Below are 16,922 nucleotides of genomic sequence, written 5' to 3' on the forward strand. Positions count from 1 at the left end.
ACGGACGTCATGGGCGTCACCGAGGATCTAGCGGACGAACTGGCCCGCGACGTGATCAAGGCCATTGAGGCCACGGGCAATGAAGATCTGGCCACCGATATCCAGAAGGTTTTAGCCACCAGTTCGCAAACCGCCGAAGAGGCGTTTCTGACCGCCTTTCGCGTGCGCCGCGCCAACATAAAGGCGCGCGCGCTGCTGATGGAAAAGCTGAGACAGTTCAAGGCCGCGCAAGAGGCCAAGACCAGGGACTGAACGGTCAGGCCCTCAGGCGCGCGCCCTGCGGGTCGAACGGGGCCTCGTGCAGCACGCGCGCGCGATGCGGACGGCCCAGCACCATCACCTCGACTGCATCGCCGGGCGCTGCCCCTCTGACATAGCCAAGCGCCAGGCTCATCCCCACCGAATAGCCATAGGCCCCCGAGGACACGCGCCCCACGCCCACGCCATTCTTGAAGACCGGCTCGCCGCCCGTGGCATCGGCGTTCGAGGCGGTCACATCCGCCTCGTCCAGATGCAGGATCACCAGCCGCTCGCGCGGTTCCTGCGTGATCACCTCCTGCAGCGCGGGTTTGTTGAGAAACGCCTTGTCCATCTTGCACAGCCCCGCCAGCCCAGCCTCCTGCGGCCAGTATTCGGGGCTGTATTCGCGGCTCCACGAGCCATAGCCCTTTTCGATCCGCAGGCTCATCAGCGCCCGGCTGCCCACCGGTCCCGCACCCACATCCTTGCCTGCCTCAAGCAGCGCGGTATAGAGCCGCGCCTGGTCCTCAACCGCGCAATGCAGTTCCCAGCCCAGATCGCCGGTGAAACTGACCCGCAGCGCGACGCAATCCACCCCGCCCAACTCGATCCGCTGTGATCGCATGAAGGGGAAATCATCGGATCCGAGTGCGGCATTGGTCAGTCTTTGCAGCATCTCGCGCGACTGCGGTCCGGCCACGTTGAACCCACAAACGGCCTCGGTCAGGCTCTCGAACGTGGTACCCTCGGGCAGCGGCACCGCGTCGAAGAACCGCTTGTGATAGCGTTCCGCCATGCCGGACGAGACCACCCAGAATTCGTCCTCCGCCAGCCGCGTGACGGTCGCATCCCCCGCGATCCCGCCACGCACCCCGATGAGCGGCGTCAGACACGACTGCCCCACCGCGCGCGGCATCCGGTTGGCAAAGACGGCGTTCAGCCAGTCCTCCGCCCCGGGCCCCTTGCAGCGGTATTTGGCAAAGTTGGAAATGTCGATGATCCCGGCCCGGTCACGCAGCATCCTGCACTCTTCGCCCACCGGACCCCACCAGTTCTGTCGGGTGAAACCGTTGGTATCCACGATGCCAGGCGCATCCGCGAACCACAGCGGATGCTCCCAGCCGTAGTTGAGGCCAAAGACGGCCCCCATGTTCTTCTGCATTTCGTAGACCGGTCGCGTGCGCAGCGGACGCCCTGCGGCGCGCTCCTCATTCGGGAAATGGATCGAGAACCGGTGCGCATACTGATCGCGCACCTTCGCCTTGACGAATTCGCGATTGTTCGCCCAAAGCCCGAACCGCGCAATGTCCCAGGCGAACATGTCGTATTTCATCTCGCCGTTGATCAGCCATTCCGCCACCATAAGGCCCATGCCCGCCGATTGGCTGAACCCCGGAATGATCCCGTTGCAACAGAAATACCCCCTGAGTTCAGGCACCGGGCCGAGGATCACGTTGCTGTCGGGGCTCCAGATCATCGGGCCGTTGATCACCCGCTTGATTCCCGCCGTGCCCACCACCGGCACCCGGTCGATGGCGCGCATAATGTTCTCCTCGATCCGCTCCAGATCATCGGGAAAGAGGTCATGCGCGAAATCGAGGGGCGTGCCCTCCTCGGCCCAGAACCGCATGTCGCGCTCATAGGCGCCGATCAAAAGGCCCTTGCCCTCTTGTCGCAGATAATATTCGCCGTCCCGATCCGCGACCGAGGGCAGGCGTCGGTCCATCGCGGCAATCTCGGCAATCGTTTCGGTCACGAAATACTGGTGCTCGGTCGGTTGCAGCGGCAGTTCGATTCCCGCCAGCCCCGCCACCTCGCGCGCCCAGAGCCCGGCAGCGTTGATCACCCAGGGCGTGCGGATATTGCCCTTGGGCGTCTCGACAATCCACGACCCGTCCGGCTGTTGAACCGTGGCGGTGACGGGCGTGAACCGGTGAATCTCCGCCCCTCGCTGCCGCGCCCCCACCGCATAGGCATTGGTCACGCCCGAGGGGTCCACATTGCCACCATCGGGTTCATACATGATGCAGCGGATGCCGTCGAAATTCACCAGCGGATGCAGCCGCTCGGCCTCATCACGCCCGATCTCATGGAAATTCATGCCATAGAGCCTGGCCTTGGCCGCCTGCAGGCGCAGCTGATGCTCGCGATTCCCGGTCTGCGCCAGATAGAGACTACCGGGCTGGAACACGCCGCAGCTTTGCCCGGTCTCGGCCTCCAGCTCGTTATAGAGCTTCATCGTGTAATGTTGCAGACGGCTGATATTGGCGCTGTCATGCAGCCCGTGGATATTGGCCGCCGCATGCCATGTGCTCCCGCTCGTCAGCTCATTGCGTTCGACCAGAACGACATCGGACCAGCCCAGCTTGGTCAGGTGATAGAGAATCGAGCATCCGATAACGCCGCCGCCGATCACGACGGCCTGTGCATGGGTCTTCATTCGGGTATCCCCTGGCTATGTTCCGGCTAAAACTGCGGCGACCCAGACCGGAATGAATGCCATTTTCCGACATCAATTGTCGCGGTGATCCAAGTCCGCTCAAGTTTTCCCGGAATCGAATGCCGCAGCAAAAGCCACCATGCTCTTGCGCGCCAGACCTCATTTGCGTCAGCTTTTGTCGCGGACAGACATGCTCTTTTACGCCCGCCGGGCAGGGTCTGGGAAAACACCAACGGAGGTTCCCCATGAAATCCAGCACCCGCGTGGTCGTGATCGGCGGCGGTGTCGTCGGTTGTTCCGTGCTCTATCACCTGACCAAGCTGGGCTGGTCCGACGTGATGCTCCTTGAACGCTCGGAACTCACATCCGGCTCCACATGGCATGCGGCGGGCGGGTTTCATACGCTCAACGGCGACACCAACATGGCAGCGCTTCAGGGCTATACGATCCGGCTCTACAAGGAACTTGAAGAGATCACCGGCATGTCCTGCGGACTGCATCATGTCGGCGGCGTCACGCTGGCAGATAACCGCGACCGTTTCGATATGCTGCTCGCGGAACGGGCCAAGCATCGTTACATGGGCCTCGACACCCATATCGTGACGCCCGAGGAAATCGCGCAGATCGCACCGGTCACCAATATCGATGGCATCCTCGGCGGGCTTTACGATCCGCTCGACGGCCATCTCGACCCCTCCGGCACCACCCATGCCTATGCCAAGGCCGCTCGCATGGGCGGCGCACAGATCGAAACGCATTGCATGGTGCGCGAAACCAAACAGCGCGCCGACGGCACATGGGACGTGGTGACCGACAAGGGCACCATCCACACCGAACACGTGGTCAACGCCGGTGGTCTCTGGGCGCGCGAGGTGGGGGCGATGGCGGGCGTCTACCTGCCGCTGCACCCGATGGAACATCAGTATATCGTTACCGATGAAATCCCCGAGATCTACAACCGCGACGCCGAGCATCCGCATGTCATGGACCCGGCCGGCGAAAGCTATCTGCGGCAAGAGGGGCGCGGCCTGTGCATCGGGTTCTATGAACAGCCCTGCAAACCCTGGGCGGTGGGCGGCACACCCTGGGATTTCGGTCATGAACTCTTGCCCGATAACCTCGACAAGATCGAGGACAGCATCGAATTCGCCTATCGCCGCTTTCCGGTGCTGGAAAAGGCAGGGGTCAAGTCGGTCATCCACGGCCCCTTCACCTTTGCGCCAGACGGAAACCCGCTCGTTGGCCCCATTCCGGGCCTGCGCGGCTATTGGTCGGCCTGCGGCGTGATGGCCGGGTTCAGCCAGGGCGGCGGCGTTGGGCTGATGCTGGCGCAATGGATGACGGCAGGAGAATGCGAACGCGATGTGACCGCGATGGACGTGGCCCGTTTCGGCGACTGGATCACGCCCGGCTACACCCGCCCCAAGGTGATCGAGAACTACCAGAAACGCTTTTCGGTGAGCTACCCCAACGAGGAACTGCCTGCCGCCCGCCCGTTCCGCCAGACACCGATGTATGACGTGTTTGACGGCATGGGCGCGGTCTGGGGCGCGCAATACGGGCTGGAGGTGGTCAATTATTTCGCCTCCGGCGACGAGCCGCGATACGAGACCCCGTCCTTTCGCCGCTCGAACGCATGGGAGGCCACCGCGCGCGAGGTCCGCGCCGTGCGCAGCGCGGTCGGCATCAACGAGGTCCACAACTTCGGCAAATACCTCGTCACCGGCCCGAATGCCCGCCAATGGCTCGACCGCATCATGGCCGGACGCATCCCCAAACCGGGGCGGCTCTCGCTTACGCCGATGCTCTCGCCCAAGGGGCGGCTCTGGGGCGATTTCACCGTTTCCTGCCTCAATGAGCAAACCTTTCAACTGACCGCCTCTTACGGCGCGCAGGCGTTTCACATGCGCTGGTTCGCCATGAACGAGGCGACGGGCGTCAAGGTCGAGAACATCTCGGACCGCCTGAACGGATTTCAGATCGCCGGACCAAAGGCGCGCGAGGTGCTGATCGCCTGCACGCGCGATCAGGTGGCCGACATGAAATTCATGGATATCCGCCACGCCACGCTGGGCATGATCGACTGCCTGGTGCAACGGGTCAGTTATACCGGCGACCTGGGCTATGAAATCTACTGCGACCCGATGGCGCAACGCGCGCTCTGGGATGTGCTGTGGTCCGAGGGACAGAAACACGGGATGAAACCCTTTGGCATGCGAGCGATGATGTCGCTGCGGCTCGACCGCTTCTTTGGCTCCTGGCTCAATGAATTCTCGCCGGATTACACGCCGGGCGAGACGGGCATGGACCGCTTCATCTCATGGACCAAGAACACCGATTTCATCGGCCGCGCCGCGGCAGAGGCCGAACATGCAGCAGGCGCCGCGCGCAGGCTCGTGGCCTTCGAGGTCGAGGCCAGTGATGCCGATGTGAACGGGTATGAGCCGGTCTGGATCAATGGCGCGGTGCAAGGATTCTGCACTTCGGGCGGCTACTCGCATCATGCGGGCAAATCCATCGCCCTCGCCCTCATCCCGACGGAGAAGGCGCAGGACGGAATACGCGCCGAAATCGAGATACTGGGCGAGCGACGTGGCGCCACGCTCATCACGGAGGCGCTTTTCGATGCCGACGGCGTGCGGATGCGGGGCTGACAAGAAATCCGGCGCGGCCTCCTGTGGCGCGCGCCGGACTGATCTGAGTGTTTCTGGAACGGCGAAAGGCCGGGTCAGTCCCGGTCTTCGTCCGGGTCAGGCTGTCCCACCCCGAGGAAAAGACGCTTGAGCGGGATGATCCAGACGAAACCCAGCCCCACATAGATCATGAGTTCTACCCAGATCGAGGGACGGTCAATCAAGTTCACCAGGGTAACCGCCACCACGACATAGGCGGGCAGTCCAATCAGCAGCACCACCAGCGACCAGCGTTTCCGGGCCTTGTGACTCAGCGCCATGCGCCCTCCTCAGTCCGCAAAGGGATCGGTCACGAGGATCGTGTCCTCGCGCTCGGGTGAGGTGGAGAGTAGCGCGACGGGACAGCCGATCAACTCTTCGACGCGGCGCACGTATTTGATTGCCTCGGCGGGCAGCTCGGCCCAGCTGCGCGCGCCCTCCGTCGATTGCGACCAGCCAGGCATTTCCTCGTAGACCGGGGTGCAGCGCGCCTGCTGCTCGGCGGCGGTGGGCAGGTAATCCAGCCGCGCGCCATCGAGATCATAGCCGACGCAGATTTTCAGAGTGTCGAACCCGTCGAGCACGTCGAGCTTGGTCAGCGCAATGCCGTTGACACCCGAGGTGGCGCAGGTCTGCCGCACGAGGCAGGCATCAAACCAGCCGCAACGCCGCTTGCGTCCCGTGACCGTGCCGAATTCATGGCCGCGCGTGCCCAGCCGGTTGCCATCGGCATCATCGAGTTCAGTCGGAAACGGCCCCTCGCCCACGCGCGTCGTATAGGCCTTGACGATGCCCAGCACATAGTTGATCGCCCCCGGCCCGAGGCCGACGCCGGTGGCCGCCTGTCCGGCTATGACATTGGAAGACGTGACAAACGGGTATGTGCCAAAGTCGATGTCGAGCAACGCGCCCTGCGCCCCCTCGAAGAGGATACGCTTGCCCGCCCGGCGCTTTTCGTTCAGCACCTTCCAGACCGGGGCGGCATAGGGCAAGATTTGCGGCGCGATCTCGCGCAACTGCGCGATCAGCGCGTCGCGATCCACCGGCGCGATCCCCAGCCCCCGGCGCAGCGGATCGTGATGCTGGAGCGCCCGGTCAACGCGCGCAACCAGCGTTGCATCATCCGCCAGATCCGCCACCCGCACCGAGCGGCGCCCCACCTTGTCCTCATAGGCGGGGCCGATGCCGCGCCCGGTGGTGCCGATCTTGGTGCCCTTGCTGGCGGCCTCTTCGCGGGCGCGGTCCAGTTCGCCGTGAATCGGCAGGATGAGTGGTGTGTTCTCGGCGATCATCAGTGTTTCGGGCGTAATCGTGACGCCCTGTTCGCGGATCGCCGCAATCTCGCGCACCAGATGCCAGGGATCCAGCACGACGCCATTGCCGATCACCGACAGCTTGCCGCCGCGTACCACGCCCGAGGGCAGCGCGTTGAGCTTGTAGACCTTGCCATCCACCACAAGGGTATGACCCGCATTATGGCCGCCCTGAAAGCGCGCGATCACATCGGCCCGCTCGCTCAGCCAGTCGACGATCTTGCCTTTTCCCTCATCTCCCCACTGGGCGCCCACAACGACAACATTTGCCATGATGATCCTCTCGGCAACAGGTTCCAAACCGCGCGCCGGTATAGCGGGGTGCCGCACCGGGCGAAACATCTAATTCGCCTCAGCCCTCACGCGGCAGTCGAGATTGCCGGGTTGCGGGCGCGTCAGGAATTGCATAGATAGCGGCTGACCGAACTGAAACACAGGCCCCCCGATCCATGGAAAACGTCGTTCTGACCATCCACCTGCTTCTGGCTCTCGCGCTGATAGGCGTCGTGCTGCTGCAACGCTCCGAAGGCGGCGGGCTTGGCATGGGCGGCGGCGGGGCGATGACCGGGCGCGCGGCGGCGACCGCCCTTGGCAAGGTGACATGGATCCTGGCCGCTGCCTTTATCGTGACCTCGATCACCCTGACGATCATTGCAGCGCAGAACGCAGCCGGGATATCGGTTCTCGACCGGCTGATCGACGCACCTCCCCCCCCTGCCCGCAGCGCGCCGGGGCTGCCGGGGGCCGACTCGCTCCTGCCGCCACCGGCCGGCGACAACGCGCCTCTGGCGCCAACCGCCGACTGACCACAACGATTTGAGGGATCACCTCGCACCGCAACAGCATCTTGCGGTCGGCTTGCGCATTCCTCGCGAATCCTGTAAAGGTCAAATCCCGTGATATAGCGGTCGTTTCAGACCGTTCAGGGTCTTGACCAATCACCAGACTACGACATCACGGGGGGCGCCACGCGCATGGCACGTTATATTTTCATCACTGGCGGCGTTGTGTCCTCTCTGGGCAAGGGGCTTGCCTCGGCCGCACTTGGCGCGCTCTTGCAGGCGCGTGGCTTTTCGGTGCGGCTGCGCAAGCTTGACCCCTATCTCAACGTCGATCCCGGCACCATGTCACCGTTCGAACATGGCGAGGTCTTTGTCACCGATGACGGCGCGGAAACCGATCTTGATCTTGGCCATTATGAACGCTTCACCGGCGTGCCCGCCCGGATCACCGATTCCGTGAGCTCGGGGCGGATATATTCCAACGTGCTCGAAAAGGAGCGGCGCGGGGATTACCTGGGCAAGACCATTCAGGTGGTCCCGCATGTCACCAACGAGATCAAGGAATTCCTCGCCATCGGCGAGGACGAGGTGGATTTCATGCTCTGCGAGATCGGTGGAACGGTGGGCGATATCGAGGGGCTGCCGTTCTTCGAGGCGATCCGGCAATTCAGCCATGACCGCCCGCGCGGGCAATGCATCTTCATGCACCTGACGTTGTTGCCCTATCTGGCCGCGAGCGGCGAGTTGAAGACCAAGCCGACGCAGCACTCTGTCAAGGAATTGCAGTCGATCGGCATCGCCCCGGACATACTCGTCTGCCGTTCGGAGCATCCCATCCCCGACAAGGAACGCGAAAAGATCGCGCTCTTCTGCAATGTCCGCAAGGAACACGTGGTCGCCGCCTATGATCTCAGATCGATCTACGAGGCGCCCCTGGCCTATCACCGTGAAGGGCTGGATCAGGCGGTGCTCGATGCGTTCCAGATCAGCCCCGCGCCCAAGCCTGATCTCACGGTCTGGCTGGATGTGGTCGACCGCATCCAGAACACCGATGGCGCGGTCAGCATCGCCATCGTCGGCAAATACGTGCAACTCGAGGATGCCTACAAGTCGATCAAGGAAGCGTTGATGCACGGCGGCATGGCCAATCGGGTCAAGGTCAACGTTGAATGGGTCGATGCCGAGATATTCGACCGCGAGGATCCCGCCCCCTGGCTCGAGGGGTTCCACGCCATCCTCGTGCCCGGCGGCTTTGGCGAACGCGGCACCGAGGGCAAGATCAAGGCCGCCGAATTCGCCCGCACCCGCAAGATCCCCTACTTGGGCATCTGTCTGGGCATGCAGATGGCGGTGATCGAGGCGGCGCGCAACGTCGCCGGTCTCAAGGATGCCGGATCAGAAGAGTTCGACCACGAGGCAGGCAAGAAACGGTTTGAACCTGTCGTCTATCACCTCAAGGAATGGGTGCAGGGCAATCAGAAAGTCAGCCGCAAGGTCGGCGATGACAAGGGCGGCACCATGCGGCTCGGGGCCTATGACGCGGTGCTCAAGGATGGCAGCCGCGTGGCGCAGGTCTATGGCACGACGACGATTGATGAACGCCACCGCCACCGCTATGAGGTGGATACAAAGTACCGTGAAAAACTTGAGAAGTGCGGCCTCAGCTTTTCCGGCATGTCACCCGACGGACGCCTGCCCGAGATCGTGGAATGGTCCGATCATCCGTGGTTCATCGGCGTGCAGTATCACCCGGAACTGAAATCCAAACCCTTTGCGCCGCATCCGCTGTTTGCCGATTTCGTGCGCGCCGCGATCGAGACATCCCGGCTGGTCTGACCCGTCTTGAACGCGGATACCGGCCGGCATGTCAGTCGTTTCTGTCGCGGTATTTCAGCACGTCACGATCCACGCCCAGCCCTATCACCGGGCTGAGCAGGTCGCGCAGCAGGCTTGGCTTCCTGCTTTTCTCCCCCTTGGCAACGGCAGGCGCACGCAGAGCATCGCGCAGCATCGGCTCCAGAATATCTTCGTCCAGAATCCATCGCCCCCGACGGCGCTCATCGCGATCCGCCTGCTGATAGGTCAGCCATCTGCGGAGTTCCTTGGTGCAGGTGGGTTCTTGACCCGGATAGACCAGATAGAAACCGCTATTGATCCGCAGACAGATATTGTCGAGCACCCGCGTGACTCCGAGATATGACTCGGGCACCTGACGCTTGGGGATATAATTGAACCGCTCAGGCCCACCATTGAAAAATACCCGAAGTGCGATGACCAGTTCCACCCCCCTCTGCGCCATTGCCCAACCCAGCACGGGTTCGGGATGATGTGCCCAGTCATAGGCACAAATGGCGGCCTTGCGGCGTTCAGGATCGAGCGACTTTAACTGCGCAAGTTGCTCCTCGGCTGAGGTTGCGGACCAGTCAAACGTATCGGAATCAGGCATTTTGCTGTCATCAATCACAGAAGTTGAGTTGATCCCGAAAGTGCCCTCAGAAAGCGAGTTTTATTTGCCGCAATTGTGACCCGTTTGCGGCCCCTCAAATCGAGTAGGTGTCAGGTGGCAAAACACTATTCTCCGATCGGCAACAATTCGCTTGGGACCGCCTTGCGAAGCGGTTATTCTGGCGCCATGCTGTCCCGAATTTTGCACGCCTTTTCCGCACCAAAACCCATCCCGCTGCCCGAACCGGATGAAAAACTGGCCCTCGGCGCGCTGATGGTGCGCGTGGCCAAATCCGACCGGCATTACGAACTGCTGGAAATCCAGCGAATCGACCGGCTGCTGACACGTCTCTACGGGCTGGGTCCGATCGAGGCGGCCAGAATGCGCGCACTGTGCGAAAGACTCGAACGCGCCGCGCCAGATACCGCGCGCTTTGGTCATGTGATCCGCGAAACCGTCAGCCTCGAAGCACGGCTTGGTGCGCTCGAGGCTCTGTGGGAGGTGGTGCTGTCCGATGGCGACAGCCAACCCGAGGAATTGCAGGCGATCGACACCGCGCGCGAGGCGTTGGGCCTCAGCCATGCCGACAGCGACGCAGCGCGTGCGCTGGCGCAAGCGCAGTAATTCGTCATTGGCGCGCGGCACCTGCCGCCCTATACCTTCAGCATGTTTGGCGATCTTTTGAAAAAGCTGGCACAGCCAGCCCCGGATACGCTGGCCGATGGCGATGCCCGGCTGGCGCTCTGTGCCCTGCTTGTGCGCGTGGCGCGCAGCGACGGCGACTATGCAGCCCGCGAAATCCAACGAATCACTCGGATCATTTCCACCCGCTACAATCTCTCGCAGACCGAGGCCGAGGCGCTGCGCCACGAGGCCGAAACGCTCGAGGCCGAGGCCCCCGACACCGTCCGCTTTACCCGCGCCATCAAGGATGCCGTGCCCTACGAGAACCGCCTCGCGGTGATCGAGGCGCTCTGGCAGGTTGCGCTGGCCGACGGCGTGCGCGAGGCGGATGAGGATGCACTGCTGCGCATGGTCGCCAGCCTGCTTGGCGTTTCCGATCAGGACAGCGCCCGCGCCCGCCAACGGGTGGCGCGTTCCGCATGATCGCCAGCCTGCCCATGTATGACCGGCCCGAAACCGCCACCGCCAATGACCGGCTCTGGCAAGCGGTGCGCAGTCACCTGGGATATGGGCCAGAGCACCTCACGCGCGGGGGTGATGTCTGGGATCACTGGCAGAGCGCCGATCTGGTGCTGTCGCAGACCTGCGGCTATCCTTACCGCGCGCGGCTGCATGGTCGGGTCACGCTGGTTGGCAGCCCGGTGCTCGATCTGCCCGAATGTCCGCCGGGGCATTACCACAGCGTTCTTGTCGTGCGTCGCGATGATCCACGCACAGCCCCGCAGGATTATGCAACCGCCCGTTTCGCCTATAACGAGGCGCTGTCGCAATCGGGCTGGGCGGCGCCGCAGAACTGGGCCGCCGCGCGCGGCTTTGCCTTCTCGAATCCGGTGCAGACCGGCGCGCATCGCGCCTCGGCCCTGGCCGTGTCCGAAGGGCGCGCCGATATCGCGTCGCTTGATGCGCTGAGTTGGAAGATCATGCGCCAGCATGACGCCTTTACCGATGATCTGCGCGTGCTGGGACTTACCGACCCGACACCCGCCCTGCCCTATATCACCGCCCAGGGTCGCGATCCTGCGGTGCTGCGGTTGGCGCTGCAAGCGGCGATTGCCGGGCTCTGCGCCGCAGACAGGACAACCCTTGGCCTGACGGGCATTATCCTTGTTCCCGCCGAGGACTATCTGGTCACGCCCAATCCCGCACCACCACCGCCGAATTGAGCTGACGACGCGTCATTCTGGGGGAGCATCATCCATTTCCCCCGTTTTGCAAGTTGCATCAGTGCATTTTTTCGGCCCTATTGTCATGCAAACGTGATAAATCAGCCGAAACGGAACCCACCCTTGTCCGACACACCCCCGGTCATCGAGATTCGCAATCTGCACAAGGCCTATGGTGCGCTTGAGGTGATCAAGGGCGTGGATATCGCGGCGCGCAAAGGCGATGTGGTCTCGCTCATCGGCTCATCAGGCTCGGGCAAATCGACCATACTGCGCTGTGCCAACCTGCTCGAGGACAGCCAGCAGGGCGATATCCTCTTCAAGGGCGAGCCGGTCCGCTGGAAGGGCGCAGGCCTGAACCGTCACCCCGCCGATCCCAGGCAGGTGCTGCGGATCCGCACCAACCTTTCCATGGTGTTCCAGCAGTTCAACCTCTGGGCGCATCTCACCATTCTGCAAAACGTGATGGAGGCCCCGGTCACCGTGCTGGGCCGCGACCGCCACGAAGCGGAAGGCGCGGCGCGGAAATATCTGCACAAGGTCGGCATCGGCGACAAATGTGATGTCTACCCTGCCCAACTCTCGGGCGGCCAGCAGCAACGCGCCGCGATCGCCCGCGCGCTCTGCATGGAACCCGAGGCGCTCTTGTTCGACGAACCCACCAGCGCGCTGGACCCCGAACTGGAACAAGAGGTGATCCGCGTGATAAAGGATCTGGCAACCGAAGGGCGCACCATGATGATCGTCACCCATGACATGCGCATGGCCGCCGATGTCAGCGATCATGTCGTGTTCCTGCATCAGGGGCTGATCGAGGAACAGGGCCCACCCGATGCGTTATTCGGCAGGCCAAAATCCGAGCGACTGCAACAATTCCTCAGTTCGACCAATCCGGGCTGAGGCGATACAACCAACCAAGGGAGAAAACCATGAAGAAATTTCTGCTCACCACCGCCGCCTTTGCCCTCTCGGCAGGCTTTGCCCTGGCCGACACCGTGCGCCTCGGCACCGAAGGCGCCTATCCTCCGTATAACTTCATCAACGACAAGGGCGAGGTTGACGGCTTTGAACGCGAACTTGGCGACGAGCTTTGCGCGCGCGCGTCGCTCACCTGCGAATGGGTTACCAATGACTGGGACAGCATCATTCCCAACCTCGTCTCGGGCAACTATGACGTGATCATCGCGGGCATGTCGATCACCGAAGAACGCGATCAGGTGATCGATTTCACGCAGAACTATACCCAGCCAGATCCCTCGGCCTATCTGGCCCCCTCGGCGGATGTCGATGTAAGCTCCGGCATCATCGCGGCGCAGTCGGGCACGATCCAGGCCTCCTATATCGCCTCGTCCGGGGCGCGGCTGGTTGAATACGCAACGCCCGAGGAAACCATCGCCGCCGTGCGCAACGGCGAGGCCGATGCGGTTCTGGCCGACCGCGCCTATCTGGCCCCGATCGCGGCTGAAGACGCCGGGCTGACCATGCTTGAGGAAATGGTGCTGATCGGCGGGGGCGTGGGCCTCGGCGTGCGCGAGAGCGATACCGAACTCAAGGCCAAGCTCGATGCCGCGATCCAGTCGATGAAGGACGACGGCAGCCTCAACGCCCTGATCGAGAAATGGGAAATCGGCGTGACCTTCTGATCCATGCCACCGGCGGGGCCGCAGTCGGCCCCGCCCTTTCCTGACAAGGCCGGATGCGATGTTCTCTTTCTGCTCTGACCCTGCCAGCCTCGACGGGCTGGCATGGCTGACCTGCTACCTGACCACGACCAAGCACATGCAACTCTACTATGCCATCGGCACGGTGCTGCTCCTGCTTGCGATCACCGCGCCTGCGGCCCTTGCCTTCGGCTTTGGCGGGGCGATGGCGGCGCGGTCGCACATACCGCCGCTGCGGTGGTTCGGTCAGTCCTACATCTCGGTCGTGCGCGGCGTGCCGGATATCGCGTTCTTTCTGTTTTTCGTCATCGCCCTCGATCAGGCCTTTGAATGGGCGCGCCATACGGTGCTTTGCCCGGACTGGGATCAGCCGATCCGCCGGGGCAATGATTTCGTCGTCTGTCCGGCCGCCAAGCTGCCGCTTGGCAGCGCGCCGCAATGGGTGCACGAAACCTATGGGTTCATTCTGGCCGTCATCACCTTTGCCATCGTTTTCGGGGCCTTTGCCGCCAATGTCCTCTTTGGCGCGATGCGCGCCGTGCCGCGCGCGCAGATGGAGACCGCCGAGGCCTACGGCATGACCCGCAGACAAAGCTTCTGGCGCATCATGGTGCCGCAGATGTGGGTCTATGCCCTGCCCGGCCTCAGCAACCTCTGGATGGTGCTGATCAAGGCCACGCCGCTGCTCTTTCTGCTGGGGGTCGAGGATATCGTCTATTGGGCGCGCGAACTGGGCGGCACCGCCAATCCGCGCTTTACCGACTATCCGCATGGCGACTGGCGGATGTGGTACTTTCTGGCGCTGATGGTGTTTTATCTCGGCTTTACCCGCATCTCCGAAGTGGTGCTGGAACGACTGATGCAGCGCCTCACCTTTGGCCAGGCCACCACCGGCGGCGAAGCCCAGCGAAAGGCCACGGCATGAGCTGCCTTGAGACCATCCAGGCCTACGGCCTGCGCAGCATCGGTATCGGCGAGCGTCTGCTGCCGGCCAAGGATTTCACCCTCTGCGAACAGTTCACCCTGATCGGCTCGGGCCTGATCTGGAACATCTATTTCGGCCTGTTCGCGCTCGCGACCGGTTTCTTTCTCGCCACCGCCGTGGCGCTTGGCAAGGGCGCACGCAACCCGGTCGTCCGCAAAGCCTCGGAATGGTTCATCTTCGTGTTTCGCGGCTCGCCGCTCTTCATCCAGTTCTTCTTCGCCTATTTCTTCTTTCTCTCGCTCAAATCCGTCTCGCCGTGGTTCGACGTGCTGACCGCGGCATGGCTCGGGGCGCTGATCGTGTTGTTTCTCAATACCGCCGCCTATTCCGGCGAAATCTTCTATGGCGCGCTGCGCGCGATCCCCAGGGGCGATGTCGAAGCGGCGGATGCCTATGGGTTTTCCGGCTGGCCTCGCTTTCGCCGGATCGTCTGGCCCACCATGCTTAGGCTCGCCTGGCCCGCCTATACCAACGAGGCGATCTTTCTCTTTCATGCCACCACGCTGGTGTTCTTTTCAGGCTTTCCGGTCTGGCAGCAACGCGGTGACGCGCTCTATTACGCCAAGTATTTCGCCGACAAGACCTTCAACCCGTTTGTTCCCTACCCGATTCTCGCGGGTTACTTCATCCTGCTGACGCTGGCGATCATCGGTGTTTTCGGGCTGGCGAACCGTTATCTCAACCGCCACCTGCCGCAAGAGGCCCGGCGCAGGCTGACCTTTCGGCCCAATCTGATCCGCTGAGGGGCTATTGAGCGGCGTCCTGATCCTGATACCAGCGGCGGGGGCATCCTCGCGCATGCGCGGGCGCGACAAGCTGATCGAAGAGGTGCGCGGCAAACCGCTGCTGCGCGACCGGGCGGACATGGCGCTCGGCATCGGCTGTCAGGTGCTGGTGACCCTGCCGCCGGACCGGCCCCGGCGCACGGCGGCGCTGGCGGATATCGACGATCCGCGTTTCACACGGATCACCGTGCAGGATGCGCAGACCGGCATGTCCGCCTCGCTGCGGTGCGGGGCGCGATGGGCCATGGACCATCAGGCTGACGCGCTGATGATCCTTCTGCCGGATCTGCCGGATCTAACCGCCGATGACATTAATTTCATTCTCCAATCATATGATTTAAAATCAATTATTCGCGCCACGTCCGAGGATGGAATCCCTGGCCATCCGGTGATCCTTCCCGCCCGCCTGTTCAACGCTCTGGCAACCCTCAGCGGCGATCACGGCGCACGCGATATCCTGCGCGCGCACCCGGTCACGCCCCTGGCCCTGCCCGGAACCCGCGCCACGACCGATCTCGACACGCCCGAGGCTTGGGACGCCTGGCGTTCAGCACAGAACAAAAAGCCCTGAAAAGAAACAATCCCGACCATTGGCCGGGATTGCCCTCACTCGAAACCAGATCACTCACCCCAATACCGGTTTCGTGGTCATGCCGCGCCTTTGCGGCAGACCCGCTGCATAACAAGCTATCTCATCACCTGCGCCTCGTGCCGCTGCGGCGCGTGGCGATGGAAAAATCCTGCGGAATATTGTGGAAAATGCTGTCTGTCAGAGGAGCGGGCTCATCCGCGGCCAGCATGCAGATCACCATGTTCCCCCCGCGCGCGTCACGTCACAAATCAAAAAACATACTCTGAATGTTGTGCACACAGTAGACCGCAGGAACCCGCCCAGACGTTGGCGGGATCCGTCCGCCAATGGCGACCGATCCCCGTTCTGGAGGACCGCCCGCGCCTGCCCTGTTGAATACTGGCATGCGCGAAGCGGATCACCCGTTCCCCAACGCATCCTGAGATGCGGCACCGTTTACACCCACCCCCGTGACCTTCTGTAAGAACCCTGATCAGGGGGGCCTCTTCATTCTAATCAAATTGCCGTGACGACCAAAGCGAAATATGGCTGAATTGCGTCAGATTATGGCAGCGTCAGCGAGGGATCCGACGATCCTGCCGTATAATCTCCCGCCCCCGATCGCGCACACTGTTTCCTCGCCCGTAACAAATATCCCTGTTTTCAAGCGAAACTCAAGGACGATCCGCACACCATCATTGCTCATTACAACCTGAAGAAGAAATTGTTTCAAAACATGTGACAGAAAAATCAACCCCGCCACCCCGCCACAATCCTGCCCATTTTCGTTTTTCATCGTCACTAAATTAAGATTAATCAAACCAAATCACCAGCACTGTACAGAAAAAGGAAATAACTGGTTCCAATCCACCCCGCCGGCCCCGGCCAGTTGATTCGTGCTGCAAGAGAGCAAGTGGCTGCCAAGCGCGATAAAAATGCAAACTATAGTTTCGTCATTACACTGCGATAGGGAGCGGCATTCAGTACAGTTGCCAGCTACTCGCAAAATCGGCTTTCGATTCAGTTTTTTGGGTGCTGGCAGACTAATTCGAACCAGTCTCCACAAGGACAGGGACACTGTCCATTAAAGCGGTTTGCGTTTGATCTGAATCGAATGGGGATTCACAGGAGGATTTTTGTCTGATTCACTTCTGTTTGGAGGTGGATCATGGGCAAACCC

16 protein-coding genes are annotated in these 16,922 nt (G+C 62.2%); 12 read left to right on the top strand and 4 right to left on the bottom strand.

Annotation, left to right across the window (positions count from 1 at the left end; genetic code table 11):
• Positions 1-9 precede the first annotated feature (9 nt).
• A complete protein-coding gene (locus BSG08_RS16700) occupies positions 10-252 on the top strand; it encodes a hypothetical protein (protein WP_093038986.1) in 243 nt (80 codons plus the stop codon).
• A gap of 4 nt (positions 253-256) precedes the next feature.
• Here the strand turns inward: BSG08_RS16700 and BSG08_RS16705 are convergent, their stop codons facing one another.
• The gene (locus tag BSG08_RS16705) at positions 257-2,680 is read right to left on the bottom strand and encodes a GcvT family protein (RefSeq protein WP_093038987.1); all 2,424 of its coding nucleotides are present in this window, start codon (positions 2,678-2,680) and stop codon (positions 257-259) included.
• A gap of 245 nt (positions 2,681-2,925) precedes the next feature.
• Here BSG08_RS16705 and BSG08_RS16710 point away from each other — a divergent pair, with 245 nt between their 5' ends.
• Positions 2,926-5,334, top strand: coding sequence for a GcvT family protein (locus BSG08_RS16710; RefSeq protein ID WP_093038988.1), 2,409 nt, complete (start codon positions 2,926-2,928; stop codon positions 5,332-5,334).
• A gap of 74 nt (positions 5,335-5,408) precedes the next feature.
• On the opposite strand, the gene BSG08_RS16715 is transcribed toward BSG08_RS16710, so the two are convergent.
• Positions 5,409-5,633 (bottom strand): DUF2842 domain-containing protein, encoded by a 225-nt coding sequence (locus tag BSG08_RS16715; RefSeq protein ID WP_093038989.1) that lies wholly within the window; start codon positions 5,631-5,633, stop codon positions 5,409-5,411.
• A 9-nt stretch (positions 5,634-5,642) separates the two neighbouring features.
• On the bottom strand, positions 5,643-6,938 hold the full coding sequence (locus tag BSG08_RS16720) for an adenylosuccinate synthase (RefSeq protein WP_093039006.1): 1,296 nt from the start codon (positions 6,936-6,938) through the stop codon (positions 5,643-5,645).
• A gap of 176 nt (positions 6,939-7,114) precedes the next feature.
• Here BSG08_RS16720 and secG point away from each other — a divergent pair, with 176 nt between their 5' ends.
• Positions 7,115-7,471: a preprotein translocase subunit SecG gene (secG, locus tag BSG08_RS16725; RefSeq protein ID WP_093038990.1), complete on the top strand. Its 357-nt coding sequence runs from the start codon at positions 7,115-7,117 to the stop codon at positions 7,469-7,471.
• A gap of 168 nt (positions 7,472-7,639) precedes the next feature.
• Positions 7,640-9,283, top strand: a complete 1,644-nt coding sequence (locus BSG08_RS16730; RefSeq protein ID WP_093038991.1) for a CTP synthase — start codon at positions 7,640-7,642, stop codon at positions 9,281-9,283.
• 31 nt (positions 9,284-9,314) lie between these two features.
• Here BSG08_RS16730 and BSG08_RS16735 read toward each other — a convergent pair whose 3' ends face one another.
• Positions 9,315-9,893: a hypothetical protein gene (locus BSG08_RS16735; RefSeq protein WP_093038992.1), complete on the bottom strand. Its 579-nt coding sequence runs from the start codon at positions 9,891-9,893 to the stop codon at positions 9,315-9,317.
• A gap of 186 nt (positions 9,894-10,079) precedes the next feature.
• Between BSG08_RS16735 and BSG08_RS16740 the strand changes: the two genes are divergently transcribed.
• The 8 genes from BSG08_RS16740 to BSG08_RS16775 all read left to right on the top strand — a co-directional run bounded on the left by BSG08_RS16740 (position 10,080) and on the right by BSG08_RS16775 (position 15,742).
• On the top strand, positions 10,080-10,517 hold the full coding sequence (locus BSG08_RS16740) for a tellurite resistance TerB family protein (protein ID WP_093039007.1): 438 nt from the start codon (positions 10,080-10,082) through the stop codon (positions 10,515-10,517).
• Positions 10,518-10,559: 42 nt separating this feature from the next.
• The gene (locus tag BSG08_RS16745; RefSeq protein WP_093038993.1) at positions 10,560-11,000 is read left to right on the top strand and encodes a tellurite resistance TerB family protein; all 441 of its coding nucleotides are present in this window, start codon (positions 10,560-10,562) and stop codon (positions 10,998-11,000) included.
• Entirely contained in the window at positions 10,997-11,740 is a 744-nt protein-coding gene (locus tag BSG08_RS16750; protein ID WP_093038994.1) for a phosphate/phosphite/phosphonate ABC transporter substrate-binding protein, read from the top strand. Before BSG08_RS16745 ends, BSG08_RS16750 begins: the two co-directional genes overlap by 4 nt.
• Positions 11,741-11,863: 123 nt before the next feature.
• Entirely contained in the window at positions 11,864-12,640 is a 777-nt protein-coding gene (locus BSG08_RS16755; RefSeq protein WP_093038995.1) for an ABC transporter ATP-binding protein, read from the top strand.
• A gap of 29 nt (positions 12,641-12,669) precedes the next feature.
• Complete coding sequence (locus BSG08_RS16760; RefSeq protein WP_093038996.1) at positions 12,670-13,383, top strand: transporter substrate-binding domain-containing protein; 714 nt, start codon at positions 12,670-12,672, stop codon at positions 13,381-13,383.
• Between the two features lie 58 nt (positions 13,384-13,441).
• Entirely contained in the window at positions 13,442-14,326 is an 885-nt protein-coding gene (locus tag BSG08_RS16765) for an ABC transporter permease (RefSeq protein ID WP_093038997.1), read from the top strand.
• Entirely contained in the window at positions 14,323-15,129 is an 807-nt protein-coding gene (locus BSG08_RS16770) for an ABC transporter permease (RefSeq protein ID WP_093038998.1), read from the top strand. The genes BSG08_RS16765 and BSG08_RS16770 overlap by 4 nt, the downstream gene beginning before the upstream one ends.
• Positions 15,130-15,136: 7 nt before the next feature.
• Complete coding sequence (locus BSG08_RS16775; protein ID WP_093038999.1) at positions 15,137-15,742, top strand: nucleotidyltransferase family protein; 606 nt, start codon at positions 15,137-15,139, stop codon at positions 15,740-15,742.
• Positions 15,743-16,922: the final 1,180 nt, after the last annotated feature.

The sequence above is a fragment of the Roseovarius azorensis genome, assembly GCF_900109455.1.
Classification (GTDB): Bacteria; Pseudomonadota; Alphaproteobacteria; order Rhodobacterales; family Rhodobacteraceae; genus Roseovarius; species Roseovarius azorensis.

Excerpts from the sequence above, each read along its gene's own strand:
- BSG08_RS16765 (WP_093038997.1), top strand. The coding sequence starts at position 13,442 with ATGTTCTCTTTCTGCTCTGACCCTGCCAGCCTCGACGGGCTGGCATGG.
- BSG08_RS16700 (WP_093038986.1), top strand. The coding sequence starts at position 10 with ATGGGCGTCACCGAGGATCTAGCGGACGAACTGGCCCGCGACGTGATC.
- BSG08_RS16750 (WP_093038994.1), top strand. The coding sequence starts at position 10,997 with ATGATCGCCAGCCTGCCCATGTATGACCGGCCCGAAACCGCCACCGCC.
- BSG08_RS16730 (WP_093038991.1), top strand. The coding sequence starts at position 7,640 with ATGGCACGTTATATTTTCATCACTGGCGGCGTTGTGTCCTCTCTGGGC.
- BSG08_RS16735 (WP_093038992.1), bottom strand. The coding sequence starts at position 9,893 with ATGCCTGATTCCGATACGTTTGACTGGTCCGCAACCTCAGCCGAGGAG.
- BSG08_RS16715 (WP_093038989.1), bottom strand. The coding sequence starts at position 5,633 with ATGGCGCTGAGTCACAAGGCCCGGAAACGCTGGTCGCTGGTGGTGCTG.
- BSG08_RS16740 (WP_093039007.1), top strand. The coding sequence starts at position 10,080 with ATGCTGTCCCGAATTTTGCACGCCTTTTCCGCACCAAAACCCATCCCG.
- BSG08_RS16745 (WP_093038993.1), top strand. The coding sequence starts at position 10,560 with ATGTTTGGCGATCTTTTGAAAAAGCTGGCACAGCCAGCCCCGGATACG.
- BSG08_RS16705 (WP_093038987.1), bottom strand. The coding sequence starts at position 2,680 with ATGAAGACCCATGCACAGGCCGTCGTGATCGGCGGCGGCGTTATCGGA.
- BSG08_RS16770 (WP_093038998.1), top strand. The coding sequence starts at position 14,323 with ATGAGCTGCCTTGAGACCATCCAGGCCTACGGCCTGCGCAGCATCGGT.
- secG (WP_093038990.1), top strand. The coding sequence starts at position 7,115 with ATGGAAAACGTCGTTCTGACCATCCACCTGCTTCTGGCTCTCGCGCTG.
- BSG08_RS16710 (WP_093038988.1), top strand. The coding sequence starts at position 2,926 with ATGAAATCCAGCACCCGCGTGGTCGTGATCGGCGGCGGTGTCGTCGGT.
- BSG08_RS16720 (WP_093039006.1), bottom strand. The coding sequence starts at position 6,938 with ATGGCAAATGTTGTCGTTGTGGGCGCCCAGTGGGGAGATGAGGGAAAA.
- BSG08_RS16760 (WP_093038996.1), top strand. The coding sequence starts at position 12,670 with ATGAAGAAATTTCTGCTCACCACCGCCGCCTTTGCCCTCTCGGCAGGC.